The sequence below is a fragment of the Streptomyces rectiviolaceus genome (assembly GCF_039533825.1).
GTDB classification, from domain to species: domain Bacteria; phylum Actinomycetota; class Actinomycetes; order Streptomycetales; family Streptomycetaceae; genus Streptomyces; species Streptomyces rectiviolaceus.
Map to the genome: position 1 here is coordinate 12906 of NZ_BAAAUG010000063.1, position 26674 is coordinate 39579.

Annotated in this window: 27 protein-coding genes; 13 read left to right on the forward strand and 14 right to left on the reverse strand. The window is 70.6% G+C overall.

Going from position 1 to position 26674, the window contains the following annotated elements; all coding sequences use genetic code 11:
- Window positions 1–98 precede the first annotated feature (98 nt).
- The 3 genes from ABD378_RS18775 to ABD378_RS18785 all read right to left on the reverse strand — a co-directional run bounded on the left by ABD378_RS18775 (window position 99) and on the right by ABD378_RS18785 (window position 1404).
- Entirely contained in the window at window positions 99–239 is a 141-nt protein-coding gene (locus ABD378_RS18775; RefSeq protein WP_344522069.1) for a hypothetical protein, read from the reverse strand.
- A 20-nt stretch (window positions 240–259) separates the two neighbouring features.
- Entirely contained in the window at window positions 260–1141 is an 882-nt protein-coding gene (locus ABD378_RS18780; protein WP_344522070.1) for a polysaccharide deacetylase family protein, read from the reverse strand.
- 116 nt (window positions 1142–1257) lie between these two features.
- Window positions 1258–1404, reverse strand: a complete 147-nt coding sequence (locus ABD378_RS18785) for a hypothetical protein (protein WP_344522071.1) — start codon at window positions 1402–1404, stop codon at window positions 1258–1260.
- A gap of 172 nt (window positions 1405–1576) precedes the next feature.
- Here ABD378_RS18785 and ABD378_RS18790 point away from each other — a divergent pair, with 172 nt between their 5' ends.
- On the forward strand, window positions 1577–2209 hold the full coding sequence (locus ABD378_RS18790) for a TetR-like C-terminal domain-containing protein (protein ID WP_344522072.1): 633 nt from the start codon (window positions 1577–1579) through the stop codon (window positions 2207–2209).
- 10 nt (window positions 2210–2219) lie between these two features.
- Here ABD378_RS18790 and ABD378_RS18795 read toward each other — a convergent pair whose 3' ends face one another.
- Window positions 2220–2912 (reverse strand): alpha/beta fold hydrolase, encoded by a 693-nt coding sequence (locus ABD378_RS18795; RefSeq protein ID WP_344522073.1) that lies wholly within the window; start codon window positions 2910–2912, stop codon window positions 2220–2222.
- Between the two features lie 104 nt (window positions 2913–3016).
- Window positions 3017–4324 carry an MFS transporter gene (locus ABD378_RS18800; RefSeq protein ID WP_344522074.1) on the reverse strand — a complete coding sequence of 436 codons (1308 nt, stop codon included), beginning with the start codon at window positions 4322–4324 and terminating at the stop codon, window positions 3017–3019.
- Window positions 4325–4518: 194 nt separating this feature from the next.
- Between ABD378_RS18800 and ABD378_RS18805 the strand changes: the two genes are divergently transcribed.
- Window positions 4519–5571: a LacI family DNA-binding transcriptional regulator gene (locus tag ABD378_RS18805; protein WP_344522075.1), complete on the forward strand. Its 1053-nt coding sequence runs from the start codon at window positions 4519–4521 to the stop codon at window positions 5569–5571.
- A gap of 44 nt (window positions 5572–5615) precedes the next feature.
- Here the strand turns inward: ABD378_RS18805 and ABD378_RS18810 are convergent, their stop codons facing one another.
- Window positions 5616–6041 (reverse strand): YunG family protein, encoded by a 426-nt coding sequence (locus tag ABD378_RS18810; protein ID WP_344522076.1) that lies wholly within the window; start codon window positions 6039–6041, stop codon window positions 5616–5618.
- Between the two features lie 78 nt (window positions 6042–6119).
- On the opposite strand from ABD378_RS18810, the gene ABD378_RS18815 reads away from it, so the two are divergent.
- A complete protein-coding gene (locus ABD378_RS18815) occupies window positions 6120–6524 on the forward strand; it encodes a VOC family protein (RefSeq protein WP_344522077.1) in 405 nt (134 codons plus the stop codon).
- 61 nt (window positions 6525–6585) lie between these two features.
- Here the strand turns inward: ABD378_RS18815 and manD are convergent, their stop codons facing one another.
- The 4 genes from manD to ABD378_RS18835 all read right to left on the reverse strand — a co-directional run bounded on the left by manD (window position 6586) and on the right by ABD378_RS18835 (window position 12071).
- Window positions 6586–7800 carry a D-mannonate dehydratase ManD gene (manD, locus tag ABD378_RS18820; protein WP_344522078.1) on the reverse strand — a complete coding sequence of 405 codons (1215 nt, stop codon included), beginning with the start codon at window positions 7798–7800 and terminating at the stop codon, window positions 6586–6588.
- An 84-nt stretch (window positions 7801–7884) separates the two neighbouring features.
- On the reverse strand, window positions 7885–9423 hold the full coding sequence (locus tag ABD378_RS18825) for a mannitol dehydrogenase family protein (RefSeq protein ID WP_344522079.1): 1539 nt from the start codon (window positions 9421–9423) through the stop codon (window positions 7885–7887).
- Window positions 9416–10555 carry an NAD(P)-dependent alcohol dehydrogenase gene (locus ABD378_RS18830; protein ID WP_344522080.1) on the reverse strand — a complete coding sequence of 380 codons (1140 nt, stop codon included), beginning with the start codon at window positions 10553–10555 and terminating at the stop codon, window positions 9416–9418. Before ABD378_RS18830 ends, ABD378_RS18825 begins: the two co-directional genes overlap by 8 nt.
- Before the next feature lie 79 nt (window positions 10556–10634).
- The gene (locus tag ABD378_RS18835) at window positions 10635–12071 is read right to left on the reverse strand and encodes an MFS transporter (protein WP_344522081.1); all 1437 of its coding nucleotides are present in this window, start codon (window positions 12069–12071) and stop codon (window positions 10635–10637) included.
- Window positions 12072–12207: 136 nt separating this feature from the next.
- Here ABD378_RS18835 and ABD378_RS18840 point away from each other — a divergent pair, with 136 nt between their 5' ends.
- From ABD378_RS18840 to sph, 4 genes are all read left to right on the forward strand, one after another.
- Window positions 12208–12996: a GntR family transcriptional regulator gene (locus tag ABD378_RS18840; protein WP_344522082.1), complete on the forward strand. Its 789-nt coding sequence runs from the start codon at window positions 12208–12210 to the stop codon at window positions 12994–12996.
- A gap of 141 nt (window positions 12997–13137) precedes the next feature.
- On the forward strand, window positions 13138–14331 hold the full coding sequence (locus tag ABD378_RS18845; RefSeq protein WP_344522083.1) for a Cmx/CmrA family chloramphenicol efflux MFS transporter: 1194 nt from the start codon (window positions 13138–13140) through the stop codon (window positions 14329–14331).
- Window positions 14332–14392: 61 nt separating this feature from the next.
- Entirely contained in the window at window positions 14393–14971 is a 579-nt protein-coding gene (locus tag ABD378_RS18850) for a TetR/AcrR family transcriptional regulator (protein WP_344522084.1), read from the forward strand.
- Window positions 14972–15188: 217 nt separating this feature from the next.
- Window positions 15189–16184: a sphingomyelin phosphodiesterase gene (sph, locus tag ABD378_RS18855; protein WP_344522085.1), complete on the forward strand. Its 996-nt coding sequence runs from the start codon at window positions 15189–15191 to the stop codon at window positions 16182–16184.
- 72 nt (window positions 16185–16256) lie between these two features.
- On the opposite strand, the gene ABD378_RS18860 is transcribed toward sph, so the two are convergent.
- A complete protein-coding gene (locus tag ABD378_RS18860; protein ID WP_344522086.1) occupies window positions 16257–17621 on the reverse strand; it encodes an alkaline phosphatase PhoX in 1365 nt (454 codons plus the stop codon).
- A gap of 94 nt (window positions 17622–17715) precedes the next feature.
- Window positions 17716–18807 carry a cell division protein ZapE gene (gene zapE / locus ABD378_RS18865; protein WP_344522087.1) on the reverse strand — a complete coding sequence of 364 codons (1092 nt, stop codon included), beginning with the start codon at window positions 18805–18807 and terminating at the stop codon, window positions 17716–17718.
- A 37-nt stretch (window positions 18808–18844) separates the two neighbouring features.
- Here zapE and ABD378_RS18870 point away from each other — a divergent pair, with 37 nt between their 5' ends.
- The 6 genes from ABD378_RS18870 (at window position 18845) to ABD378_RS18895 (ending at window position 24560) form a co-directional block, all read left to right on the forward strand.
- Window positions 18845–19609, forward strand: coding sequence for a pyrimidine reductase family protein (locus ABD378_RS18870; protein ID WP_344522088.1), 765 nt, complete (start codon window positions 18845–18847; stop codon window positions 19607–19609).
- A 145-nt stretch (window positions 19610–19754) separates the two neighbouring features.
- Window positions 19755–20228: an indole-3-glycerol phosphate synthase gene (locus tag ABD378_RS18875; protein ID WP_344522089.1), complete on the forward strand. Its 474-nt coding sequence runs from the start codon at window positions 19755–19757 to the stop codon at window positions 20226–20228.
- Between the two features lie 127 nt (window positions 20229–20355).
- Window positions 20356–21750, forward strand: coding sequence for a UDP-N-acetylmuramate--L-alanine ligase (gene murC, locus ABD378_RS18880; RefSeq protein WP_344522090.1), 1395 nt, complete (start codon window positions 20356–20358; stop codon window positions 21748–21750).
- 55 nt (window positions 21751–21805) lie between these two features.
- Window positions 21806–22213 carry a peptide-methionine (R)-S-oxide reductase MsrB gene (gene msrB / locus ABD378_RS18885; RefSeq protein WP_344522091.1) on the forward strand — a complete coding sequence of 136 codons (408 nt, stop codon included), beginning with the start codon at window positions 21806–21808 and terminating at the stop codon, window positions 22211–22213.
- Between the two features lie 122 nt (window positions 22214–22335).
- Window positions 22336–24162: a hypothetical protein gene (locus tag ABD378_RS18890; RefSeq protein ID WP_344522092.1), complete on the forward strand. Its 1827-nt coding sequence runs from the start codon at window positions 22336–22338 to the stop codon at window positions 24160–24162.
- A 2-nt stretch (window positions 24163–24164) separates the two neighbouring features.
- The gene (locus tag ABD378_RS18895) at window positions 24165–24560 is read left to right on the forward strand and encodes a hypothetical protein (RefSeq protein WP_344522093.1); all 396 of its coding nucleotides are present in this window, start codon (window positions 24165–24167) and stop codon (window positions 24558–24560) included.
- A 39-nt stretch (window positions 24561–24599) separates the two neighbouring features.
- Here the strand turns inward: ABD378_RS18895 and ABD378_RS18900 are convergent, their stop codons facing one another.
- Complete coding sequence (locus ABD378_RS18900) at window positions 24600–25928, reverse strand: M28 family metallopeptidase (protein WP_344522094.1); 1329 nt, start codon at window positions 25926–25928, stop codon at window positions 24600–24602.
- 223 nt (window positions 25929–26151) lie between these two features.
- Window positions 26152–26674 (reverse strand): HEAT repeat domain-containing protein (locus ABD378_RS18905; RefSeq protein ID WP_425583854.1); only part of this gene is annotated, 523 nt, incomplete at its 5' end.

Here is a 26674-nt window from a genome sequence, read left to right on the forward strand (position 1 = left end):
CGGCGGGGCTCGCGGTGGCGGCGGTGGGGGTGGCAGGCGCGATGGCTGCGCGCAGGGGTTGAGCACACCTGCGGCGCCTGGGGCGAGTGCCGGGCGACTCAGCCCGAGCAGGCCGTGCGCTGCGCCTCGTGCCACTCGCACACGGGGCACAGCGTGACGCCCTTGTGCGTCTGGGGGTACTCGGTGGGCTCGCGGCACAGCACGCACTCGGCGAACGGGCCATCGGCGGTGTCGTCCATGCGGGCCAGACTATCCGCGCCTACTTCGCCGCCCTTCCTTCCCCGGCCGCCCTGATCTGCTCCGACACCCGGACGAACCGGAAGCCGCGCTCGCGCAGCTTCGGGACGATCGTCCGCAGGGCACGCTCCGTCGTGGGGGCCGCGCTGCGCGTGCAGTGCATGACGACGACCGAGCCCGGCCGCACCCCGTCGAGCACCTGCCGGGCCACCGCGTCGGCGTCCGTCGCGAAGGCGTCTCCGCTCACCACGTCCCACTGCACGGCCGTGACGCCGCCCGGGGCAAGCGCGCGCAGCGCCCGCTTGTCGTAACAGCCGCCGGGGAAGCGGAAGTACGGCACCTGATGCTCGATGCCCGCCTTGCGGAAGGCGGCGAAGGCGCGCTCCATGTCGGCGCGCATACGGGAGGCGGGGACGGTCGGCAGGCCGTAGCAGCGCTTGGTGAAGGCGTAGTGGCTGTACGAGTGGTTGGCGACCTCGAAGAGCGGGTCCCGGCCGATGTCCTTGGCCTGCGCCGGGTACTCCTCGGCCCACCGCCCCGTCATGAAGAACGTCGCAGGCACCTTCAGCCGGCGCAGCGTCGCAACAAGCGCCGGATTGTCGAACCGCTCGCCCGCCGCGGCGCGGGGCCCCTGGTCGGCGGTCATGTCGGCGTCGAAGGTGAGGGCGACGGTGGGGGCGGCGGACGCGGGGGTGCGGGGCGCCTTCTTGAAGACGGGGGTGAGGCCCGCGGGGCCGGGGGCGAGGGTCGCGGGGCGGGGCGGGGCGCTTGCCGTGGCGCGCGCGGCCTGGTCGCGGCTGCCTGATGCGGGGTTTGCGCCGCAGGCGGCGAGCGCGGTGAGGGTCAGGGCGAGGGCGGTCAGTGCGCAGGTGGTGGAGCTCAGTCTTCGTGCCGAGGGGATCATCTGGCGAACATATCGGCACAAAAACGACAAAATGGTGAACGGTGGGCTGCGGGGCGGGCCACACTGCCCGGACGGCCGAACCACCGGCCGCGCCGCGTCGCGTCGAGTGTGTGGTGTCAGTGAGTGACGGGGGTACGGGTCGGCATGGTGCGGAAGGCCGCGCCGGGCCGCCTGGCCGTCACGCCGAGCAGCGAGGCCAACTTCCGTACGTACAGGCCTCGTTCACTCGACGCGACGCGCGCGCCCTTCCAATTCGCGTTCATCCGCAACCCCCGCAGTCGTTGTTCTTCCATGTCACCCGACACATCTCTAATGCTCGTCAGGGCGCATTAAGGAGCGCTCACGTTAGCGAGAGGCAGGCCCGTCACGCAAAGCGAGGCCCGCCGGACCGACCGAGGCGGGGGGCGGAGATCGGTGCCCAGTACATTGGCGCCGATGACTGAGCGACCTCCACCCGGCTCGGCCCGTCCCGGCGGGCGGACGGCCCGCACCCGTACGGCCGTCCTCGCGGCTGCCCTGGACGAACTCGACGCGGCCGGGCTCGACGCGCTCACGCTGGACAGACTCGCCGCGCGCTCCGGCGTCCACGTGTCGACGATCCGCCGCCGCTGGCGCACCGTCGAAGGGGTCGTCGTCGACCTGCTGGCCCAGCACTACGCGACGATCCCCACCCCCGACTCCGGCGACTTCCGCCAGGACCTGCACGAGCTGGCTCAGGCCATCGCCAACTTCCAGGCCGCGCCCCGCAATTACCACCTCATCGAGGGCATCGTGGCCGCGGCCGCGCACGACCCGGGCATCGCCGACCTCGTCCGCGGCGCCTTCAGGGCACGCACCGAGCACGTCACGCAGCTCGTGCGCCGCGCCGTCGACCGCGGCGAACTCCCGCCTGACACCCGGGCCACCGAGGTCATCGCGGCGCTGAGCGCGCCCTTCTACTACCGCATCCTCATCCTCCGCGCCCCGGTCGACGCACGCCTGGTCCACACGAGCGCCGAGGCCGCCTATCACGCGGCACACGCGGGAGTGTTCGACGCGCAGGCCCCGGCAGGCGGCCCGAGCCGGTAGCGGGGTCCTCCTACGCCCAGCCCTCCAGCGATCCCATGTACGCGTCGAAGTCGTCGCGGTGGATGGTGTGTCCGGCGCCCTTGACCGTCCGTACCTCGAATCCGCGCCGCTCCAACTCCCCCTTCAACTCATCGGAGATGAGGAAACTGGGGTCCGCGACCTGCACCAGGGACGGGACCGAGGGCGCGGCGGGCGTGCGGTCCAGCGCGTTGGCCCCGGAGAGTGCGAGCGCGGTGTCCGGGTCCCAGGCGGCCAGCGTGGCGACCTCGACATCGACGTCGGCCTCATCCCAGCGCGGGTTCAGGTTGGCGATCGTCGTCCGGGTCGCCCTGCGGAACTCGACGAACACGGCCGGGTCCACCGAACTCTCCGCGCCGAGCACCCACGCCGGGTCCGAGTAGACGGCCCGCGTCGGCGCCAGCCGCTCCACCGCGAGGGCGAGTGCCATCCCGCCCAGCGAGTGCCCGATCGCGAGCTCCGCCCCGCGCGGCAACGTATCGACGAGGTCGTCCGCGAATATCTCGGGGCCGTACCCGCCGCGCCCGCTCGCGCCGTGCCCGCGCAGGTCGACGCCGATCACCCGGTACCCCTTGTCGGCGAGGGCCGGGCCCACGCGTCGCCAGGTGCGGTGGTCCGACATGATGCCGTGGACCAGGACGGCGACGCGGTCGCCGGTGCCCCATTCGCGGGTGTGCAGCTTCATGGTGATGGCCTGCTTTCTTGCTTCTTGTACGTGAACTGGTGTGCGCCGGCGGCCGGTTGTACGGGCCGTCGTACGTGAACCAACGAGCCCCGGCCGCCGATTCCTCAGCGCACGCCGCGGATCGGACGGACCGCGAGCGCGCCGAGGACGGACAGGACGGCTCCCGCGATGAACAGGGCCGTGTAGCCACCGCCGTTGCTGCCCCCGCAGAGCGAGACGATGACGGACGCGACGAACGGGGCCAGGATCTGCGGGCCCGCCTGCGCCATGTTCAGGACGCCCAGATCGCGGGCGGCGTCATCGGCGCTCGGCAGGATCATGGACACCAGCGCGTTGTCGACGGCCATGAAGCAGCCGAAGCCGAGGCCGTTGAGGGCGGCGAAGACGATCATCGCGGTCCAGCTCGGCGAGACGGCCGGGATGACCAGGGCGACCGCGGAGACCGCCGCGGAGACGGCGACGAACAGCTTGCGCCGGTTCATCCGGTCGGAGAGCACGCCGCCGACGACGGTGGACACGGCCATCGCGATCGCGCTGACGGGCGCGAGGACGGCGATGGCGTCCTCGGCCTCCATGCCGGACGGCAGGGAGATGTGGTCCTGCAGGATGTAGAGCTGGTAGCCGAAGACGCAGAAGTAGCCGAGCACGAGCAGCGCGCGCCCGATGAACGCCCAGCGGAAGTCGTGGTGGCGCAGGGCGCCGAGGAACGCCGCGAACTGCTTCCCGACCGGGACCCGCGTGCGCGCCGCCGACTGCCGCGCGGGCGGCCTCGGCTTCTCGCGGGCGAACGCGGTGAACAGGACCGCCGAGAGCGCGACGAACAGGCCGAGCACCAGATATCCGGAGCTGAGGTGATCGGCGAACGCCGAGCCGATGAGCGCGCCCAGGGTCGAGCCGACCGGCAGGCCGATGCCGACGGCCGCGGACGCCCTGCCGCGCGCGGCGAGCGGCACACGGTCGGGGACGACCGAGGTGAGCGCGGCCTGGAAGACGTTCATCACGGCCTGGCCCAGACACCAGGCGATCGTCACGAGCAGCACCGTCCGCACCCCGCCGAGCAGCGCCATCGCGCCGACGGCCGCGACGCCGCCGCCGAGGATCCAGGGATTGCGGCGGCCGCTGCGGTCGGAGAGGGCGCCGGCTATGGGGTTGAAGACGGTGGCGAAGACCGCGCTGACCCCGCTGACCAGGCCGAGCAGGGCCACCTTGTCGGCCTTGTCGATGTGCTCGATCTGGAGCGGAAGCAGCACGCTGCCCACGCCGACGTAGAGCGTGTACATCGCGGTGTTGGCCAAGGTCAGGAGGGGCATGAGGCCGCGGGGAGCCCGGGTCTCACCGTCCCCGTCGCCGGGGCGCGTGGCCTGGGTGGCGGCGTCCGGGGGAGTCTGGTCCTGGTGAGCGGAAAGGGCCACGTTGCCCTCCTCATCAGAAGGTCGGCCGAGATGGCCGAAACGGTTCGTGACACGTGTAACTTGACACGTGTAAGTGCACTTTCTAGCACTCACCTCATGCCCGCACCAGAGCTGCGGCGGGATGGGTCGCCGGAGAGGAGAGGTCGCCGCGAGAGGCCGCCGCGAAAAGCCGCCGTGAAAGGATGCGCAGCAGGATGAACGACAGCCCAGAGCGCGGGGGTGTGGGACCCGTACCCCCGACAAGCACGTCCGTCGCGCGGTACGCCGGTGTCTCGCGTGCGACCGTCAGCTACGTCCTGAACGGTCTGGCCGCGGGCCGCGTCAGCGCCGCCACGCAGGAGAAGGTGCGGGTGGCCGCCGAGGAGCTCGGATACGTTCCGCACGCCGCCGCCAGGTCCCTGCGCTCGGGCAGCAGCGGGCTCGTCCTGATCGCCGTGCCCGCGGACACGGTGCCCGCGTACGGGTCGCTGTTCACGGGCTTCGTCGCCGCGTTCCAGACGGAGTTGCAGGCGTACGGGCACACCGGCGTCCTGCACGGCGCGCGTACGGGAGGCGCCCCGCAGGCCGCCGCCCGCGCCTGGGCCGAGCTGCGGCCCGCCGCCGTCATCGCCACGATCGGCGCACCCCTCGACGAGGCCTCCGTCGAGACGCTGAAGCGCTCGGGCACCTCGGCCGTCGTCTCCTACGGGCTGCCGCCCGCCCCCGGAGCGCACGGCATCGCCATGGACCAGGAGGAGGTCGGCGCCGTGGCCGGTGCGCATCTCCTCGCGGGCGGGCGGCGCCGCATCGGCGTCGTCGTCCCGCTCGAACACGGCCTCGGCATGTTCAGTACGCCGCGCCTCGAAGGCGTCCGGGCCGCTGCCGCCGCGTGCCCCGGCGCGCGGGTGGAGCCGGTCGAGCTGGCGTACACCGAGGAATCGGCGGCCGAACTCGCCGCCCGGTGGCGGGACTTGGACCTGGACGCGGTGTTCGCCTACAACGACGAGTACGCGATGCTCCTGATGAGGGCACTTCAGGACGCAGGCATCGACGTCCCCGGAGAGGTCGCCGTGGTCGGCGCGGACGACCTGCTGCTCGGCAGGCTGCTGAGGCCGAGGCTGACGAGCGTACGCATCGAACTCCCGCCGCCCGCCGAGGTGGCCGCCCTGGTCGACCGCCTCATCCGGGAGCCGGAGACACCGCCCGCGGTGCACCGGAGGTCGACGGCACACATCGAGGCCAGGGAGTCCAGCAGCCGGGCGGAGTGAGACCCTCCGGACTCACGGACTCACGGACTCACGGACTCACGGAGTCACGAGCCGACCGCCGCCCCCTGGTCGGGCAGCTTCAGGGAAGCCGCCTCGGTGAACCGCTGCCGCAGCAGTTCGTACTCCGCCTGGCGGCGCGGCAGGCGGCCCGGGGGCCGAGCCACGGCGCGCGGCGCAGTGATCCGCTGGCCCAGCCGGAACTGCTCCTTGGTCAGGTCCAGTTCGACCCCGCTCGCAAGGCGGTTCCACCAGTGGAAGTTCTGCTGCTCGCCATCGACCGACCACACCTCACCGACCAGCAACTCGCCGCCGAACATGTCGTGCACGACCAGGGCGGTGATGTCGCAGTGCCCCCACGCCGGGTTGTCGGCGGTCCACGGGGAGCGGGCGACGTCGTCGGGGGAGCAGGTGTCGGCGGCCCACGCTGCACGCAGGGCCGCGTCGATGCCGGTGAGAGTCAGCGAGATCATGACGGTCAGGATGGCATCCGCCACTGACAACGCAGCCGCCACGCACAACGCAGCCGTCACGGACGAAGGGCCCCACCCATGCGCTCGACCCTCTTCAACGTCGCCTTCGACTGCGCCGACGCCTACGAACTGGCGCGGTTCTGGAGCAAGGTGGTGGGCCACCCGCTCAACGACGACGACTTCCCCGGCGAATCGACCGCGGCCATCGCCCTGCCCACCGGACTCCATCTCTACTTCGCCACCGTCTCCGAACCGAAGACCCAGAAGAACCGCGTCCACCTCTGCCTCCAGCCCGACAGCACCCGGGACGAAGAGGTCCAGCGACTCCTGGCGGTGGGCGCGAGCGTGGCGTCGGACCGCCGGAACCCCGACGGGACCGGGTGGGTGGTCTTCACCGACCCCGAGGGCAACGAGTTCTGCGTGCTGCGCAGCGCGGCGGAGCGTGCGGCGGGCGAGGCGGTCACCTGCGGGTCAGGCTCGTAGGCTCACCCGCGGTTCAGGCTCGTAGGCTCACCCGTGGGCGCGGCTCATTCGCCCCCGGCGCTCACCAGTCGTGCACGGACCCGTCCCGGAGCCGGTTCACCGGCAGGTACTTGCGTTCGTAGGGGAAGCGCGCCGCCGCCTGCTCGTCGAACTCGACGCCGATCCCCGGCCGGTCGCCCGGGTGCATCAGGCCGTCCTCGAACCGCCACGACGTCGTGAAGACCTCCTCGTACCCCGGCATGTGCTCCATGTACTCCTGCATGCCGAAGTTCGGGACGGACAGGTCGACATGGAGCGCGGCGGCGAAGGACGCGGGGGAGAGGTCGCCCGCGCCGTGCGAACCGGTGCGCACCCCGTACAGCTCGGCCAGCGAGAAGATCTTACGCAGATGGCTGATGCCGCCCGCGTGCGAGACCGACGTGCGGATGTAGTCGATGAGCCGATTGGTGATCAGATACTGGCAGTCCCAGATGGAGTTGAAGATCTCGCCGACGGCCAGGGGCGTCGTGGTGTGCTGCCGGATCAGGCGGAATGCCTCCTGGTCCTCGGCCGGGGTGGGGTCCTCGATCCAGAACATCCGGTACGGCTCCAGGGACTTGCCGAGCCGCCCCGCCTCGATCGGCGAAAGGCGGTGGTGCGCGTCGTGCAGGAGCTGGAAGCCGTACCCGAACTTCTCGCGGACCGCGGCCATGTAGGTGGGCACGAAGTCCAGGTAGGCGCCGGTGTCCCAGACCTCCTCGGTGGGCAGCGCGCCGTCGGCGGGCTCATAGGTGACGCCGTCACCCTTGCGCATGCCGTAGACCCGCTCCAGACCCGGAACCGCCGCCTGGGCGCGCACCGCGCGGAAGCCGCGGCCGAGGAACCGCTGTACGTCGTCCAGGAGTTGGGGGACGGTGTTGCCGCTCGCGTGGCCGTAGACGGTGACGCCGTCCCGCACGGCGCCGCCGAGCAGCTGGTAGACGGGGAGGCCCGCGACCTTGCCCTTGATGTCCCACAGGGCGACGTCGACAGCGGCGATCGCGGTCATCGTGACGGGGCCCCGGCGCCAGTACGCGCCCTTGTAGAGGTACTGCCAGATGTGCTCGATGCGGTCCGCCTCCTGCCCTATGAGGGTGGGGCAGACGTGGTCGCGCAGATAGGAGGCGACGGACAGCTCACGGCCGTTGAGGGTGGCGTCGCCGATGCCGGTCACGCCGTCGGACGTGGTCAGCCTCAGGGTGACGTAGTTGCGGCCGGGACTGGTGACGAAGACCTCGGCGGCGACGATGGTGGCCATGCCTGGACTCCCTTTCGTAAGGGGTTCGTAGGGGGTGGGGGTTCGTAGGGGGGAACGTGACGGACGTACGCGAGAAGGGTGGGTTCAGTGGCCGGTACGGAGCGCCCCGCTCAAGGCCGCGTCGATGCCACGCGGCGTGCCGAGCGCCGTCGCGTACTCGGCCACGAGTGAGGTGAACTCCCCGTGCGCGGCGACGTGTTCGGGCAGGAAGCCGCCCGCGTCGACAAGGATGCGGGCCGCTTGGGCCGGGCCTCCCGCACGCGCCGCGAGCTTCCGCAGCCGCGCGGTCGCCGGGTCGGTCACCACGCCGAGCGCCGCCTCGTCGAAGGCGTCGGGCCCGCCGGTCACCACCCTGATGTACGCCGCGACCCCGAGCGCCAGGACCGGCGGGACGCGCCCGGCCCGGAGGTTCTCCTCGATGGCACCGGCCCAGCGCACCGGAATCTTCAACGAGCCGTCGGAGCCGACCTGCGCGGTGCGGTGCCCGAGGGCGGGGTTGGCGAAGCGCCGCAGCAACTCCTCCACGTACGCGGGTCCTTCGACATCGTCCGGCACGGTCAGGGTCGGCAGGATCTCTTCGGTCATCGCGGCGCGGACGGCCGCGCCGACCGGTCCGTCGGCCACCGCCTGGTCCATCCGCGGCAAGCCGCGCAGCAGCCCGAAGTAGGCGAGGAGCGAATGGGCGCCGTTGAGCAGACGCAGCTTCATCAGCTCGTACGGGGCCACATCCGCCGTGAAGACGGCACCGGCCTGCTCCCATGCCGGGCGCGACGCACGGAAGTCGTCCTCCAGGACCCACAGGCGGTACGGCTCCGCGGCCACCGGCACGGTGTCGTGCACGCCGAAGCAGCGGGCCACCAGTGCGCGGTGCTCGTCCGTGGTGGCGGGTGCGATGCGGTCCACCATGGTGCTCGGAGTGGACACCGAAGTGGTGAAGTAGGCCTGCAGGTCGTCCCGTTCGGGAGCGGGCAGGGCCCCGATGAACTCACCGACGAGCGCGCGCAGGCGCTCGCCGTTGCCCAGCAGGTTGTCGCAGCTGAGCAGGGTGAGCGGCGAGGCGTGGCCGCGAAGACGGCGCTGCAGGCCGCGTACGAGGAATCCGATCGCCGTCACCGGGTCACCACGCCCGTCGAGGTCGGCGCGGACCGCGGGATCGTCCAGGTCGAGTGAACTGCCGTCCCCGGCAAGGGAGTAGCCCTTCTCGGTGACGGTCAGCGAGACGATGCGCGTGGTGTCGGAGCCGATGGCCGCGACCACATCGGGCGCCTGACGCGCCGCGACGAGCCCGCGGTGGTGGACGCCGGGCACCTGGGCGGCCGGACCGCTGTCCTGACCGAGCGTCAGCACGGTGTAGAGCTCGTCCTGTTGGGACATGCCCTCGATCACGGGATGTGCCCCGCGCCGGCCCCGGCCGGTGGCCACACCCCGGATCCCCCACGGGCCTTCGGTGTGCCGCAGCGCGTCGGCGGTGTAGACGGCCTGGTGGGCGCGGTGGAAGTTGCCGAGACCGAGGTGGACGATGCCCGCGTCGGGAGCGTGCGGCGGGCGCTTGACGCCGGGCACGGGCAGTCGGCTGCGGGCCAGGCGGGGCAGGGCGCTGCCGGAAGTCCGCGGGTCAGCCACGAGCGGTCTCCTCCTGTCGTGCCCCGGAGTCGGACCGTTGTGCCGCGGAGCCCGGCTGTCGTGCCCCGGAGTCCGGCGCGCGGCCCGGTTCGACCAGGACCTTCAGCTGTGAGCGGTCCGTGAGCGCGGTCGTCAGCGCCGTGTCCGCACGGTCGAGCGGGAACGAGGCCGTCACCAGCGGGCCGAGCCGGATCCGCCCCGTCCCCGCGAGCGCGATCGCCGCCGGGAAGTCACCCGCGTACCGGAAGGCGGTGACCAGCGACATCTCCTGGCGCTGCATCCAGGCGAGCGGCAGCTCGGTCACCGGCGCCGACGGATTGCCGACGACGACCGCCGTGCCGCCGGGGCGAAGGGCGCGGATCGCACCGACGAGTGCGCCGCCGTTGCCGGAGCAGTCGAGCGCGATGTCGAAGCCTTCCGGGTCGGCGAGGGCCGTGGCCCTGGCCGGGTCGGGGGTCAACTCCGCGGCGCCGACGGTCTCGGCGCCCAGTTCGGCGGCGTGCCGCAGCCTGGCATCGGCCACGTCGGAGACCGTCACCGAAGCGGCGCCGGAGGCGATGGCCACTTGCAGGACGAGCAGCCCGATGGGCCCGGCCCCGGTGACGAGGACCCGGTCGCCCGGCACGAGCCCCGACCGGCGGACGGCGTGCACGGCGACGGCGAGCGGTTCGATCAGCGCGCCGTGGCGTACGTCCATGGAAGCGGGCAGCGGATGGACGAAGCCCTCGGGGACCACGAGGTACTCGGTCAGGGCGCCGTCGGTGGGCGGTGACCCGAAGCACGTCCCCCGGGGGCAGAGGTTGTAGCGGCCGGCGCGGCACAGCGCGCACCGGCCACACGGGTGGGCGGGCTCGACGGCGACCGGGGTGCCGGTCGTGTGGTGTTCGGCGCCGGGTCCCGCAGCCACGACGACACCGCTCGGTTCGTGGCCGAGGACGGTCGGGGTCCGCAGCACGTTCGGGCCGTTCTCGCCGTGTGCGTAGTAATGCAGATCCGAGCCGCACAGGCCGACGGCGGCGATGCGCACGAGGACCTCGCCGGGCCCTGGCGCTGGCACCGGGCGGTCCTCGACGCGCAGATCCTTCGGCCCGTGCAGGACAGCTGCGCGCTGGGTCTTCGTCTCCTCGGTCACGAGGCGTCCATTTCTCTCGCGGGTTCGTGGACTCGTGGGTTCGCGGGTTCTCTTGCGGGGCGCTCGCTCGCGGGGAGCGTCAGCGGATCGGCAGCGGCTCCACCCGCTGGATCACGAACGCGTACGTCAGCGCGCCGACCACGGAGAGCGCCCCGGACACGAGCAGCGGCACCACGTACGAGCCGCCGGACGCGGCCAGCAGGAACCCCGTGACGATCGGCCCGAGCGCCCCGGCGACGTTTGACGCGAAGTTCTGGATGCCGGCGAGCGAGGCGACGTGCCCCGGGGTCGGTGCCACATCGGCGGGCAGCGAGGCGACGCTGGCCGTGGCGAACGTCAGCGAGGCGTAGCTCAGCGAGAGGAGGGCGAGGGCGCCCGCCGCCGTCGGCACGACGACGGTGAGGGCGATCACCGACGAGCAGAGCGTGCCGCTGATCAGGCACGTCTTGCGGACCTTGGTGGTGGACCAGCCCTTGCGGAGCAGCCGGTCTGCCGTCCAGCCGCCGGTCAGGCTGCCGATGATGGCGATGAGGCCGGGAATGGTGCCGAAGAAGCCGAGGCTCAGCAGGTCGAAGCCGCGCTCGTCCACGAGGTAGCTGGGGAACCAGGTGATGAAGAAGTAGATGACGTAGTTGAGGCAGAAGAAGCCCAGCATCATGCCCCAGACGGTGCGGTAGCGGAACAGGTCCCGCCAGCGCAGCGACTTGGCCTCGCCGCCCGCCTTGGCACCCGCTTCGTCCACCGTGTCGGCTGTGTCGGCTGTGTCGGCTGTGTCCTGCGGCTCGAAGCGCGCGCCACCTCCCTCGATGTACGCCCGCTCCTCCGTCGTCAGCTTCGGGTGGTCCTCCGGCTCGTGGTACCAGCGCAGCCAGGCCGCTATCCAGACGAAGCCGAGCAGACCGCAGACGATGAACGCGGCCCGCCAGTGGAAGGCCGAGACGATGGCGGTGACCAGCGGCAGGGCGATGGCAGTGCCGACCCGCGCGCCGTTGTCCCAGACGCTGTTGGCCAGCGTGCGCTCGCGCCGCGGGAACCAGCGGGACACCGCCTTGGCGGGCGCCGGATACCCGGCGGCCTCACCGGCCCCGAGCAGCATCCGCGCGCCGATCAGGGTGCCGACTCCGCGTACGAGCCCCATGGCGACGGTCGCGAGGGACCACCAGATCGCCCCGATCGCGAACACCCGCTTGACGCCGAACTTGTCCAGGGCGGCGCCCGCCGGGAGCTGGCAGATCGCGTACGTGATGAAGAAGGCGCTGAGGACGAAGCCCTGGATCTCCGGGCCGATGTGCAGGTCCTTGGACATGGCGGGCAGCGCCACGCTCAGCGTCGAGCGGTCCAGGTAGTTGACCGCGAGGCCGCCGAAGCAGAGCGCCACGATGCCCCAGCGGACGTTGTTCCCCCGGCCGCGCGGCCGGGGCGGAGCGGTGTCCCCGCCGGGTTCCTCTGTCGGGTCCTGGGTCGTTTCCGCCGCGGATTTCTGGTGGGGGCCCGGGGTGGTCGGCGTCGTCGTCATCGGACTCCTTTGTACGAGGGACGGGCAGGGGGCGGCTCGGGCGGCTCCCGGAGCAGCACCCTTTCTACCTGCGACGGAGCTACCATACAAGCCTTGTATGGTAGTGAATTCCCGGCGTGGGTGAGAAGCTGGCCCCATGGATCGCCGACCGTCACAGACCCGCAGCGCCGCATCGCACACCCGCGAGAGCGGCGTATCGCCCGCCCGTGAATCGGTCCGTTCGCGCGTGCACGGGATCCTGCGCGGCCAGATCACCTCGCTCGAACTGCCCCCGGGCAGCCCGCTGTCGGAGAATGAATTGGCCAACGAGCTCCAGGTGAGCCGCACTCCGGTGCGCGAGGCGCTGATCCTGCTCGGCGATGAGGCGCTGGTCGAGGTCTTCCCGAAGCTGGGCACGTTCGTCTCCCGCATCAGCGTTCCCGCGGTGATGGAGGCTCAGTTTGTGCGCGAGGCCATCGAGTTGGCCGCGCTGCACGAGGCGGTCAAGCGCTCCGACGCACAGGACATCGCCGACCTGCGTGCGATCCTCGACCTCCAGCGCGAGGCCTGCGCCGCCGGTGACGCGGACACCTTCTTCGGCCTTGACGAGGCCTTCCATCGCCGCCTGATGGAGGTCAGCGGGCATCGCACGCTCTGGCGCACCGTCACCACCGCCAAGGCCCACCTCGACCGCGCCCGCAGGCTCAGCCTCCCGCTGCCGCATCGGGTGGAGACGCTCATCGACGAGCACACCTCGGTGGTCGACGCGCTGGAGGAGCGGGACGACGCGGCGGCCGTGGGGGCGCTGCGCGGCCATCTCCAGGGCGTGTTCGACGACATCGGCACGATCCAGGCCCGCCACCCCGAGCTGTTCGTGGCGGACGGCGACGAGGCGGTGCCGGTGCGGCGGCGGGTGCACCCGGGAGTGCGCGGCAGCCAGGTCTGATCCGTAGCTGATCTTGGGGTTCCATCGGCGGGGCAAGTTCTGAAGCGATCGATTCAGAATGTGCTAGCGTCCTGACTCGTCAGTTCTGGAGCGACTGCTCCAAAATCGCGACCCGGATCAGCCGGATCAGGAGGAGCATCAATGCCGCCTGCGGTGTACATAGTTGGGCTCGGAATCTTCACCCAGGGGACCTCGGAGTTCATGCTCTCCGGCCTCCTGCCGGGCATGGCCGCCGACCTAGGGGTGTCGATCCCGGACGCGGGGCTGCTGATCTCGGCCTTCGCGATCGGCATGGTCGTCGGCGCGCCGCTGCTCGCGGTGGCCACCCTGAGCTGGCCCCGGCGGACCGCCCTCGTCTCCCTGCAAGCGGTCTTCGTCGTCGCCCACGTGATCGGCGCGCTCGCGCCCGGCTACGGGGTCCTCTTCGTCACCCGCGTGGTCAGCGCCCTCGCGTACGCGGGGTACTGGGGCGTGGCCGTGGCCACCGCGGTCGCCCTCGTGCCGCCGGCGGCCAAGGGGAAGGCCGTCGCGATCGTGGCGGGCGGTCTGACGCTGGCCACGGTCGTCGGTGTCCCGGCGGGCACCCTGCTGAGCCAGTACTCCAGCTGGCGCGCCGCGTTCTGGGCGGTGGCCGCGGCCACCGTGGTGAGCCTGGTGTGCACGCTGCTCGTCGTCCCCGGCGGCCGGGGCGAGGCCGGGCGTACGTCGGTGAAGGCCGAGCTGCGCGGCATGGCGCGCCCCCAGCTCTGGCTCTCGTACGCCATCACGGCCTTCACCTTCGGCGCGGTCATCGTCACCTTCAGCTATCTCGCGCCGCTGCTGACCGACGTGAGCGGAGTCTCCGAGGGGTGGGTGCCCGCGGTCCTCGCCCTGTTCGGTGTCGGCGGGATGGTGGGCCTTGTCATCGGCGGACGCACGGCCGAGGTGCGCCCCCTGCGGACCCTCGGCCTGGGACTCGGCGCGCTCGCACTCTTCTCCGTGCTGCTCGCGCTGACGGCTCGCTCGACCGTCGTCGTGATCGGCCTTGTCTTTCTCCTCGGTCTTGTCGGGTACGTGACCAATCCGGCGCTCCAGTCACGGGTGTTCACCCTCGCCCCGGCCGCCCCGACGCTGACCGGTGCCACCAATACGGCCGCCTTCAACGTCGGCAACACCGTGGCACCGCTCATCGGCGGCCTGACCATCGACGCCGGACTCGGCTACGCCTCCGTCGCCTGGGTCGGCGCCGCCCTCGCCACCGCAGGAGCGGCGGCCGTGCTCTGGGCGGCGCGACTCGAACGGGCGGAGCGGGGTGCCGTGACGGAGCCCCGGGAGCGTACGCGGGTGGCCGCGTGATGACACGGACATCCCGGGACGGCATTTTGTACGTGTATTCCAAAACCCGTACTGTGGGGCCATGGCCAGGCCACGAGAGTTCGACGAGGACCGCGTCATCACCGCGGCCATGGAGACGTTCTGGCGTCATGGCTACGAGGGAACGTCGACGCGCGCGCTGTGCGAAAGCACCGGGCTCGGGCCCTCCAGCCTCTACAACACCTTCGGCGGCAAGCGGCAGCTCTATCTGCGCGCCCTGCGGCGTTACTACGAGACCAGCACCGCCGAGCAGATCGAGATCCTGCGGGGCGAAGGACCGGCGAAACAGCGGCTGCGGGACATGATGGTGCACGCCGTGGACGCCGACCTCGACGAGGCGGACGGGCGCGGCTGCTTCGCGATCAACGCGGCCGTCGAGATCGCCGGGCTCGACCCGGAGGTCAAGGACGCGGTGCGGCGCAACTTCGACCGGGTGGAGGAGGAGCTGCGCGCGGTCGTGGCGGCCGGCAGGCGCACGGGTGAGCTCCGCTCCACGGCCGACGCGGGGAGCGTCGCGCGCCGGGTGCAGAGCACCTACTACGGGCTGCGCATCCTCGCCCGCGTCCAGGACGACCGGCAGGCGCTGCTCGACACGGTGGAGAGCACGCTCGCCGATCTCTGATCCCGGGGCCGGTAGAGCGTCTCCCTGTCGCCGCCGTGGCTGATCATTTCAGTCCTGGTGGGTCACACAAAAACGTCACGCTTCGGCCGCGGGATCTTTGTTCATGTGAAGTATCCCCAGAAGTAATCACGGCTGATTGGATTGCGGCGCCCCATCAGTCACATCACGCGCACCCTCCAACACCACCTCCAACAACCCCCCACTCTCAGGAGATTCAGTGCCGCACCCAGCGCTGCGCAGGACTCACGCCGCCGCGATCACCACCGTGCTCGCCGCGGCCACGCTCGCCGCCGTCGCCCCGTCCGCGACCGCCGCCGACGCGCCTGCCGCCTCTGTCGACACTCCCGCACTCAAGGTGCTCTCGTACAACGCGTTCCTCTTCAGCAAGAACCTTTACCCGAACTGGGGCCAGGACCACCGCGCCAAGGCCATTCCGGCCGCGGACTTCTTCCAGGGCAAGGACGTGGTCGTCCTCCAGGAGGCCTTCGACAACTCCTCCTCCGACGCGCTGATGGCCAACGCCGCTGACCGCTACCCGCACCAGACCCCCGTCATGGGCCGCGGCAAGGGCGGCTGGGACGCCACCGGCGGCGCGTACTCCTCGGTGTCCCCGGAGGACGGCGGGGTCACGATCCTGAGCAAGTGGCCGATCGTGCGCAAGGAGCAGTACGTCTACAAGGACGCCTGCGGCTCCGACTCGTACTCCAACAAGGGCTTCGTCTATGCCCAGTTGGACGTCAACGGCACGAAGGTGCACGTCGTCGGCACCCACACCCAGTCCACCGACCCGGGCTGCGGATCCGGCGAGGCGGCCGCGACCCGCGCCACGCAGTTCAAGGAGATGGACGCCTTCCTGGACGCCAAGAAGATCCCGGCGGGTGAACAGGTCGTCGTGGCGGGCGACTTCAACGTCGACTCGCACAGCGACGAGTACGCGTCGATGCTCGCCGACGGCGGCTTCGCCCCCGCCGACGGCCGTACGGGTCACCCGTACTCCTTCGACACCCAGGACAACTCCATCGCCGCCGAGCGCTACCCGGACGACCCCCGCGAGGACCTGGACTACGTCCTGCACCGCGAGGGCCACGCCCGGCCCGCCACCTGGCACAACGAGGTGGTCAAGGAGCAGAGCGCGCCCTGGACGGTCTCCAGCTGGGGCAAGCAGTACACGTACACCAACCTGTCCGACCACTATCCGGTGATCGGTTCCTAGGGGCCTGAGCCCTGTACGGGGTGCGCGGCGGCCGGAACAGGCCGCCGCGCACCCTTGTCAGGTCAGGTCAGGTCAGGTTCGGTGCCAGGGTCCCGTCACGGCGAACGTCGTGCCGGGGTTATAGCAGTTGACGTACATCGTGTCGTGGTCCGGCGAGAACGAGACGCCCGCGAACTCGCCCCACTCGGGCTTCTCCGGAGTGCCGACGTTCTGCCGGCCGCGGGCCATCGTGTAGACCTCTCCGCGCCGCGTCAGGCCGTACACGTGCTGCGCGCCGTCACCGTCCTCGGCCACCATCAGGCCTCCGCTGGGCGCGAGGCAGATGTTGTCCGGGGACTCGCCGGGGAGCTGGATGTCGGTGCTCGGGCCGAAGACGATCACGAGGGTGAGGCGGCGCTCGGACGGGTCGTAGCGCCAGACCTGGCCGAAGTGGTCGGCCGCGGAGCCCTCCGCGCTGTGCGCGAACGACGACACGAAATAGACGGACTTCCCGCCCCAGTAGCAGCCCTCCAGCTTCTGTGCGTGCGTGATGCCCTTGGGCCCGAAGTCCTGGTTCCTGATGGGGGTTTGGGCGGCCAGCGGGTCAGGTACGTCGACCCACTCGACGCCCTCGAAGCACGCCCCCGTCTCCTGGATCGCGGAGAGGTCGGGCACGCCGGGCACCCGCATGGCCTGCAGCTTGCCGCCCGCGCGGAGCGAACCAAGGCCGCCCTCGGGCTTCTTGGGCAGGAAGCGGTAGAAGAGGCCGAAGGGCTTGAGGAAGGCGTCCTCGGTCTCGTAGACGACACCCCTGCGGGGGTCGACGGCGATCGCCTCGTGCTGGAAGCGGCCCATCGCGGTGAGCGGCACGGCTCCGGTGCGGCGCGGGTCGACGGGGTCGACCTCGAAGATGAAGCCGTGGTCCTTGGTGTAGCCGTTCGTACCGGCCTTGTCCTCGGTCTCCTCGCAGGTGAGCCAGGTGCCCCAAGGGGTCGGCCCGCCCGCGCAGTTGACCGCGGTCCCGGCGATGGCGACGCGCTCGTCCAGGACGTTGTTGTGGCGGTCGAGTGCGAGCGCCGTACAGCCGCCCTTGCCCATCGGGTCGTAGGTGAGGCCCTCGACCGTGGGCACGGGTGTTCTGCCGTTGTGGCGGTTCTCGTGGTTGCGTACGAGATGGACGCCGCCCCGCTTGCCGCGGAACGCGTCCATGCCGTCGAAGTTGCTCGGCACCTTGCCCTCACCGGACGGCAGATCGCCGCCCTCCCGCGAGAGCACCTTGTAGCGGAAACCTTTCGGCAGATCGAGAAGGCCGGCGGGGTCGGGCACCAGCGGCCCGTACCCGGCCTTGCCCTGCGCGGCCGCGCTCCCGGCGAAGAGCTCCGTGAGCGCGCCGGTGAAGGCGATTCCCGCACCCACCGCACCGGTACGGGCTAGCACCTGACGTCGTGTCGTGGACATAAAAGGTCGACCTCCTGCTGGCGGACAGGAACATGACCGGATGTGTGTACCACGTGCCCAGGCGGGCGGGAACCACGCGCGTAGCGGTGAGTCGCTACGGCTTCACGAGGCCCTTCGCGTCCCGCGCGAGTGCGGTGAGCCGTGAGATCGCCCGGAAGTACTTCTTCCGGTAGCCGCCGTTCAGCATTTCCTCGCTGAACAGCTGGTCGAAGGGGACGCCCGATGCGAGCACGGGGACCTCGCGGTCGTACAGACGGTCGGCGAGCACCACAAGGCGCAGCGCGGTCGACTGGTCGGGGACGGGCGTGACGTCGGTGAGGCAGACGGCCTCGAGCCCGTCGGTGAGCGCGCCGTACCGGCTGGGGTGGACGCGCGCGAGGTGGTCGAGCAGATGCGGGAAGTCGTCGAGGCTGGCACCGTCCGTCGCGTACGCGGCCTTGGTGACCTGCTCGTCCGAGTACGGAGCGGGGGCTTCCGGTAGACCCCGGTGGCGGTAGTCCTCGCCGTCGATCCGCAGCGACTGGAAATGGGTGGCAAGGCCCTGGATCTCGCGCAGGAAGTCGGCGGAGGCGAACCGGCCCTCGCCGAGCTTGCCCGGCAGCGTGTTCGAGGTCGCGGCGAGCGCCACGCCCTCTTCGACCAGCCGCGCGAGCAGCGAGGAGACGAGCACCGTGTCACCCGGGTCGTCGAGCTCGAACTCGTCGATGCAGAGCAGCCGGTGACCGCTGAGGGTGCGCACGGTCTGCTGGAAGCCGAGCGCCCCGACCAGGTTCGTCAGCTCGACGAAGGTGCCGAACGCCTTCTGCTCGGGTGCGGCGGGCGTCGCGTGCCAGAGGGAGGCCAGAAGGTGGGTCTTGCCCACGCCGTAGCCGCCGTCGAGGTAGACGCCCCGGGGGCCCGTGGGTGCGGCGGCCTTCTTCTGGAACCAGCGGCGCTTGCCCGCGCCGGACGCGTGCGCCCCGCCGAGCCCGGCCGCGAAGCCGCTCAGGACCCGCACGGCCTCGGTCTGGCTGGGCTGGTTCGGGTCCGGGATGTACGTATCGAAGCGGACGGAGTCGAAGCGCGGGGGCGGCACCATCTCGGCGACCAGGCGGTCGGCGGGGACGTGGGGCTCGCGGGCGCACAGCGACAGGGGAGCCGCTTCGGCTATGGGGCTCTGCCCGGAGGCTGCGGTGGAGGACGACACGGTCCCTAACTCTAAGCGCCGTGCAAGACTGCTGGACATGCGACGCCTGTTCCCTGTGACCGACCAGACAGCCGAAACATCAGTACGAGAGTGGGGGCTGGGGGAGCTGGCCGACGCGTACGCCTACCCCTCGGGCGACACCGCCTGGCTGCGCGCCAACATGGTGTCCACGCTCGACGGGGCGGCCCAGCACGACGGCCGGTCGCAGCCCATCTCGAACGCCACGGACATGCGGATCTTCGGCACGCTGCGGGGAATCGCCGACGTCGTGGTCGTGGGTGCCGAAACGGTCCGCAAGGAGGGTTACCGCCCGGCACGCGCGCGTGAGGCCTTCGCCGAGCGCAGGGCCGCTGCGGGACAGACGGTGGCGCCCGCGATCGCCGTCGTCAGCGCGAGCCTCGACCTGGATTTCGCCCTTCCGCTTTTCACCGCGCCCCTGGTGCCCACGCTCGTGGTGACCGGGGCGGCGGCGCCCGCCGACCGGGTTGCCGCGGCCGAGAAGGCGGGCGCCGTGGTGGTGGTCGCGGGGGAGGGCGCGGTGGTCGAGCCGGAGCGGGTCGCGCCCGCCCTGGCCGAGCGCGGCCTGACCCGGCTGCTCACGGAGGGCGGGCCCCGGCTGCTCGGCCAGTTCGTGGCGGCGGGAGCCCTGGACGAGCTCTGCCTGACGGTGTCCCCGATGCTCACCGCGGGGGACGCGCAGCGGATCGCCTGGGGGTCCGCGGTGGAGGTGCCGGAACGATTCGCCCTGGCTTCCGTACTGGAGGAGGCCGGGTTCCTCTTCACCCGATACCGTCGAACCTGACAATCAGCGGAATCAGCCGTTCCGTTTCGCTTCCGTTGGGCACACTAAAAGTCGCAGACCCCGTGCGGCCACGGGGCAGGATGGTTTCCGCAGGGGCCTGTCGAGACAGACTCTCGGCAGCCCACGGATGAGAAGGGCGCCTGTCGTGTTCACAAGCGTATTGATGATCGAGAAGGCCCTGACCTCCGCTGACGTGGAGTTCGTCACCACCTTGCACGGCGACGAGACGGTCACCTTCCGGGTGCTGCTCCAGCCCCGCGGCGATCAGGCCGACCGCCTGCTGCGGGCCATCGACGACGTGGCTCTGGGGGAGCTCGACGAAGCGGCGAAGGAAGGGGACGTCCCCGAGGGGCAGGACGCCACGGCCCCCGCGCAGAAGGCGCTCGCGGTCTCGCTGACGGCACTGCGCGCGGCGGGCTGCGAGGCGAGCGGACAGCTGATCGAGGACCACCCCCTCGACGCGCTCAAGCAGCTGGTCGACGAGGCGGACGCGGACGAGGTCATCGTGCTGACCGACCCGCACTACGTGGAAGAGTTCTTCCACCGGGACTGGGCGTCACGTGCCCGGCACAAGGTGGGCGTACCGGTCCTGAAGCTGTTCTCGCACACGGAGGACTAGCGTCCCGCTGGGCGCGGTGCCTGATCCGCGGGCCCGGTGGGGGCTGGGTGCGCAGTTCCCCGCGCCCCTTCGGGGCGCAGGTAGTCTGGCCCTGCTCATCTGCCGTAACTCTTGGGGAGACACACGTATGGCACCCGGCCTGCCCACCGCCATGGACCGACCGCACTTCATCGGCATCGGCGGCGCCGGAATGTCGGGCATCGCCAAGATCCTGGCCCAGCGCGGCGCCAAGGTGGCGGGCAGTGACGCGCGGGATTCGGCCACGGCCGAGGCCCTGCGGACCCTGGGCGCCACGGTCCACATCGGTCACGACGCCGCGCACCTCGCCTCCGACGCGACCTGCGTGGTCGTCTCCTCCGCGATCCGCGCCGACAACCCCGAGCTGGCCCGCGCCACCGAGCTTGGCATCCCGGTAGTCCACCGCTCGGACGCCCTGGCCTCCCTCATGGAGGGCCTGCGTCCGATCGCGGTGGCCGGCACGCACGGCAAGACCACGACGACGTCGATGCTGGCGGTCACCCTCTCCACCCTCGGCCTGAACCCCTCGTACGCGATCGGCGGCGACCTGGACGCCCCGGGCTCGAACGCGCTGCACGGCGACGGCGACATCTTCGTGGCCGAGGCGGACGAGAGCGACCGCAGCTTCCACAAGTACGTGCCCGAGGTCGCCATCGTCCTGAACGTGGAACTCGACCACCACGCCAACTACGCGTCGATGGACGAGATCTACGAGTCCTTCGAGACCTTCGCGGGCAAGATCGTCCCCGGCGGCACCCTGGTGATCGCGGCGGACCAGTCGGGTGCGGCCGAGCTGACGAAGCGCGTCCGCGACCTTGGCGAGCTGAAGGTCGTCACGTACGGCGAGTCCGAGGGCTCAGACCTCCGCATCCACAAGATCACCCCGCGAGGCCTGACCAGCGAGGTCACGGTGATCCTCAACGGCAAGTTCCTGACCTTCACGGTCTCGGTCCCCGGCCGCCACTACGCACACAACGCGGTGGCCGCCCTGGCCGCGGGCATCGCGCTCGGCATCCCGGCGCACAACCTCGCGTCGGCCATCGGCTCGTACACCGGCGTCAAGCGCCGCCTCCAGCTCAAGGGCGAGGTGGCAGGCGTCCAGGTCATCGACTCGTACGCGCACCACCCCACGGAGATGACCGCGGACCTGGAGGCGATGCGCTCCTCCGCGGGCGACTCACGTCTCCTGGTCCTCTTCCAGCCGCACCTCTTCTCCCGCACGCAGGAGCTGGGCAAGGAGATGGGCCAGTCCCTGGCCCTCGCGGACGCCTCCGTGGTCCTCGACATCTACCCCGCCCGCGAGGACCCGATCCCCGGCATCACCAGCGCCCTGATCATCGACGCGGCGGTCGAGGCGGGCGCGGACGTACGGGCCGCGCACGACAAGACCGAGGCCGTGGCGGCCATCGCGGGAATGACGCGACCCGGTGATCTCGTTCTCACCATGGGAGCGGGCGACGTCACGGACCTCGGCCCGCAGATCCTGGCCGAACTGTCGAAGTAGCGAGTCGAAGCAGCAAGTCGAAGCAGCAAGTCGAAGTAGTAAGGGGTTCAGTCTCATGTCGTACGACGTCGAGAAGCCGGACGAGCAGTGGCGCGCGGAGCTGAGCCCCTCGGAGTACGCGGTGCTTCGCCAGGCCGGCACGGAGCCCGCGTTCGTGGGCGAGTACACGGACACCAAGACCAAGGGCGTCTACTCCTGCCGCGCGTGCGGAGCGGAGCTGTTCACCTCGCAGGAGAAGTTCGAGTCGCACTGCGGCTGGCCGAGCTTCTTCGACCCGAAGGACACGGACGCGGTCGAACTGCTCCAGGACTCCTCGCACGGCATGGTGCGCACGGAGGTGCGGTGCGCGCGGTGCGGGTCGCACCTCGGTCACGTCTTCGAGGGCGAGGGGTATGCGACGCCGACGGACCAGCGGTACTGCATCAACTCGATCTCGTTGACGCTGGCGGCGGACGAGGGCTGATAGCGCAGTGGCGCGTGACCTGACCCGGGGTGTGGCGCGAACCGGCCAATCCCACGGAGTCCAGTAGCGAGCTTGGCTCCGGGCGGAGAGGATGGCCAACCTGCGTCTGCGGGGGAGAGCGCGTGGTACTGGCGTCATGGAAAGACGGGGCGACGGGACGGTGGCTCAAGAGCCGCTCGACCGAAGAGGTCGAGCCGGAGCCGGGGGTGCCGTTCGAGCGGCCGTCTTCGTGGCGGGCCGACTACGCCAAGCGTGACCCCATACCCGATACCGGGGTCACTCGTCAGATGGCGGCCTCGGTCCATGACCGTCCGAACCGGGTGAAGCAGCTACAGGTCCTTTTGGGGCGTCCGCGAGACATCGCGCTCGGCAGGAGGAGACGGGCCCTGCCACAGCTCAGCCCGTCCGCAGGCGAACAGCTGGCGAGGTGGGCCCTGCGCGAGGTGCTCTTCGTGGCGAAGCGGCCGGTCCCCTCGTATGGCTTCTCCCTCGCGCCGGTGCTCGCCCATTGTGTCGCGGCGCGGAGGCAGTGGCGCCTACGGACCGTATCCCTGATCACGGTGGTGATTGTGACCGGTGTTCGATACCCGCTGGGCGCGGTCGGCATCGTTGCGGGGGCGCTGCTGCACATGTGGCTCAGGGGCGGCAAAGTGAGCCGCATTCTGCGGTGGGGGACCACTTCGCTCGTCTCCTTCGTGCTGCTTGGGCTCGTTGTGCTCGCTGCCTACCAACTGGCCGGGAACTACGCGCCGTTGCTGCGCACAGGGCTGAGGCAAAGTTTGCGGGCTGCCTCGCTGTTGGCTCTGGCTGTTACTGCTGTCTACGTCGTGGACCGGTCGGTGGCTTGGTGCTATGTCATCGCGGTGCGGCGAGGCCCTCACCGGATCGGCGAAGCGCCGAGCGCCGCACCGTTTGCCGCCAAGAGGGTCGCGGCAGTCAAAGTGACCGAGACCTGGCAGGCCATTGCTTACGAGAGAGACGGGAAAGGCGACCGGTTCGTTGGCGCCGGGCGCTTGGCGTGGCCGAAGGGGTCGTCGCGCATCCAGCTCAAGGCGGCGGGTGGAGACGATGCGGACGATGACGGATCACAACAGCACAATGAACTCGAGGGGTTACGCGAGTTCGAGGCGGACGAACTGATGGACCAGGTCCGTCGCCAGCTGGAGAGCCTGCGCGGAGTGCTCATCGAGACGCACTCCCTCCCAAACTGCGATGTGTCCGAGATGCTCGGTATACCGGACTCTCAGTGGGAGGAACTGCCGACGACCCCTGCCGATCAGTGGCCGGAAGCGGACGAGATGATCAGCGGCGCGCGCGGCGCACCTTCCAGTGTGGTGTCACGGCGCTACCTTGCGGCGCAGGTGGTCAGTTGGGACGGTCAGATCGTGGTCACGGTCTTTGCCCACGCGGCACTCGAAGGCCGGACCCTGCACTTCGTCACCCGGCCGCATGTCATGACGCCACTCCTCAAAGAGACGGCGGTCGAAGCGCGCCGGGGGTGGGCCCTGGCGGGCGACCTGTCTTTGGTACCCCTGCACGCCGTCGGTGATGCAGCGGCCCTAGCTCACGGGGCGTATCAAGTGGTGAGGCGCAGCTTCCGGTTGATCAAGTCCCAGAGCGGGACAGGCCTCGTGGGGCTCGACGACGATGACGGAAAGCCGGTCAGTCTGCGGGAGCACTGCTCACGGCGCAGTGTCGAAGACATGCATGAGTGGGAGGATGTGCTGCGCCACGTCTCGATCCTCCAGACGTGGATGTTCGCCAGGGTACGCGTCTTCCTTGCCGAGCATGGGGCCGACCTCGGAGAGTTCGACAAGCAAGTGTCGACTGCCATCAATCAAACGATTGTGATCGGCGACAAGAACCAGGTGATTACGGCCGCGGCGGGCAAGGACAGCAGTCAGGGCGCGCCGGATCAGGCATCGGCTGAGCCCTCCAAGAAGGAGTGATCATGGTGTTACGGCGCGGACGACAAGAGAAGCCGGTGAGCAACCGCACCGAGGTGAGCGGAACGGGCAACCAGATCACCACGGGGGCAGCGGGGGGTGACCTGAACCAGCAGGTGGTGTTCGGGGACACCCCCGGAGCCGCGACGAAACTCAAGGCTGCCCAGGCTCGACTCACAGAGCTCAGGGCGGCGTTGGAGGCGCATGCGGACGACGTGCACAGCATCGACGGCGGTCGTATGGCCCTTGCGGGGATCGACGAGCAGCTTCGGAGTGGCGAACCTCAACGGCCGTATCTGGAGCTGGCTCTGGGCAGCCTGATGATGGCCATCGGCTCCGTCGCGGACGTGGTGGCTGTCGCCGAGGCCCTGAAAGGCGCGGTGGACGCGCTTTTCGCGTGACCACCGCGCCGATTCAGTCCTCGGTGGACGAGGCCAGGTCTAGAACGTCAGCTTCCAGCTGTTGATGTAGCCGGTGTCCTGCGCCGCCACGTCCTGTACGCGCAGCTTCCAGGCGCCGTTCGCCGCCTCGCTCGACGCGTTGACCGTGTACGTCGCGATGATGTTGTCCGCCGAGTCGTTGCCGCTCGAGTTCTTCAGGCGGTAGGCCGTGCCGTCGGGGGCCAGCAGGTCGACGACCACGTCGCCGCGCCAGGTGTGGCGGATGTCGACGTCGGCCTTGAGGGTGGCCGGGGCGTTGCCCGTGCGGCCGGTCACGTTCACCGTCGAGGTCACGGCCGCGCCGTTGTCCGGGATGGCGACGTCCGCGGTGTTCTCGTACGTGTCGCCGGGCGGGACGGGGGTCTCCGTGCCGAGGGTCCAGACGGCGTGGGCGATGGCGTCGCTGTTGCGGTCCAGGGCGGTGTCGTTGATGTTCGCCGTGGTGTCGCACGACGAGTGGTAGCAGCGGTCGAAGGCCTGGCCCGCCGTGCCGCCCCACTTCTGGGCCTGGGCGCTGGACTTCGTACGGCTGGCGCCGGTGAAGAGGCCGCCGACCGGTATCCCCACGTTCTTGAAGCTGGCGTGGTCGGAGCGGCCGTCGCCCTCGGTCTCTATCTCCGTGGGGACGTTCAGGCCCGCGTAGTAGTCCTTGAAGGTCTTCTCGATGACCGGGTCGTCGTCGTAGACGAAGTAGCCCGGGTTCGGGGAGCCGATCATGTCGAAGTTGAGATAGCCCGAGACCTTCGAACGCTCGGTGGACGGGAGGTTGTTGACGTAGTACTTCGAGCCGATCAGACCCAGCTCCTCCGCGCCCCACCAGGCGAACCGCAGATGCTTCGTCGGCTCCAGCTGTGCTCGTGACACGGCGAGCGCGGTCTCCAGGACACCTGCGGAGCCCGAGCCGTTGTCGTTGATGCCGGGCCCCGAGGAGACGCTGTCGAGGTGGGCACCCGCCATCAGGACCTTGTTCGGGTCGCCGCCCGGCCAGTCCGCGATGAGGTTGTAGCCGGTGGCGCCGCTGGAGGTGAACTGCTGCACGGTGGTGGTGAATCCGGCCGCGTCCAGCTTGGCCTTCGCGTAGTCGATCGAGGCTTTGTAGCCGGGGCGTCCGTGGGCGCGGTTGCCGCCGTTGGCCGTGGCGATGGACTGGAACTGGGAGAGGTGCGCCTTGACGTTGGCGAGCGGGATGTCGGGGGCCGCGAGCGTCGGGGAGGGGGCTGCCAGGGCCGCGGGCGCCGTGGCGGCGAGCAGCCCGGCGGCGGCGAGGGTGGCGACGCCTGCGGTGGCCCGTCTCAGGGCGCGGGGCAGGGCGGGTCTGGAGAGTCTCATGTGGGGCTCCGTATTCCGAACAGCGAAGGGGACGGAACGTACTGACGCCCTGCGACGCGGATGCCGCAGGGCGCTGGAGCTGCGCTGAGCTGGAGTGAGGTGGAGAGGTGCCAAGCGCGTTGCCTGATATTGAAGGTGGGACGACCCACCGTCAAGAGAGGAAACCGGTCAAAAGCCGGGGAGGTGGGTTCGTTTATCGGACACGGCCCGGTGTCCGGTGGCTTCAGCCGTCAAGTCCGGCCGCCCGCTTGCGCCTTCGCAGCACGTAATCGCTGAAGAGATGGCGGCACCGGTCGAGCAGGGTGGCCACCTCCGGGTCCCCGGGACGCACGTCCGGCGAGGCGTGCCGGCCCTGCACGCACTGCCCGGCCCAGGTGCGCAGCTTCACGTCCGGGTCCTCCAGGAGCCTGGCCGCCGCCCGCAGGCTCACGACCCCGCCGTGCGTGGAGAGCAGCCGGAACGCGGCCACGCGCGTGTGCCGGGGCCACTGGGGCCCGGTGCGTTCCATGAGCCGGTCGGCAGGCAGCTGCCGGGCCGAGGGCAGCAGGGCGAGGGTCGTCTCGCGTACGACACCGGGGGACGGGTCGTCGAGCAGGTGCCACAGCCGTGACGCGTCGGCGAGGTCCAGGGCCCGGAGCCCGGCCACCGCCTGCGCCCGCACTCCGGGCGCCGGATGCGCGAGCAACCGCCACAACCGCGCGCCGTCCGCGCGGTCCCCGCACTCGGCCAGGCCGATGACCGCGCCC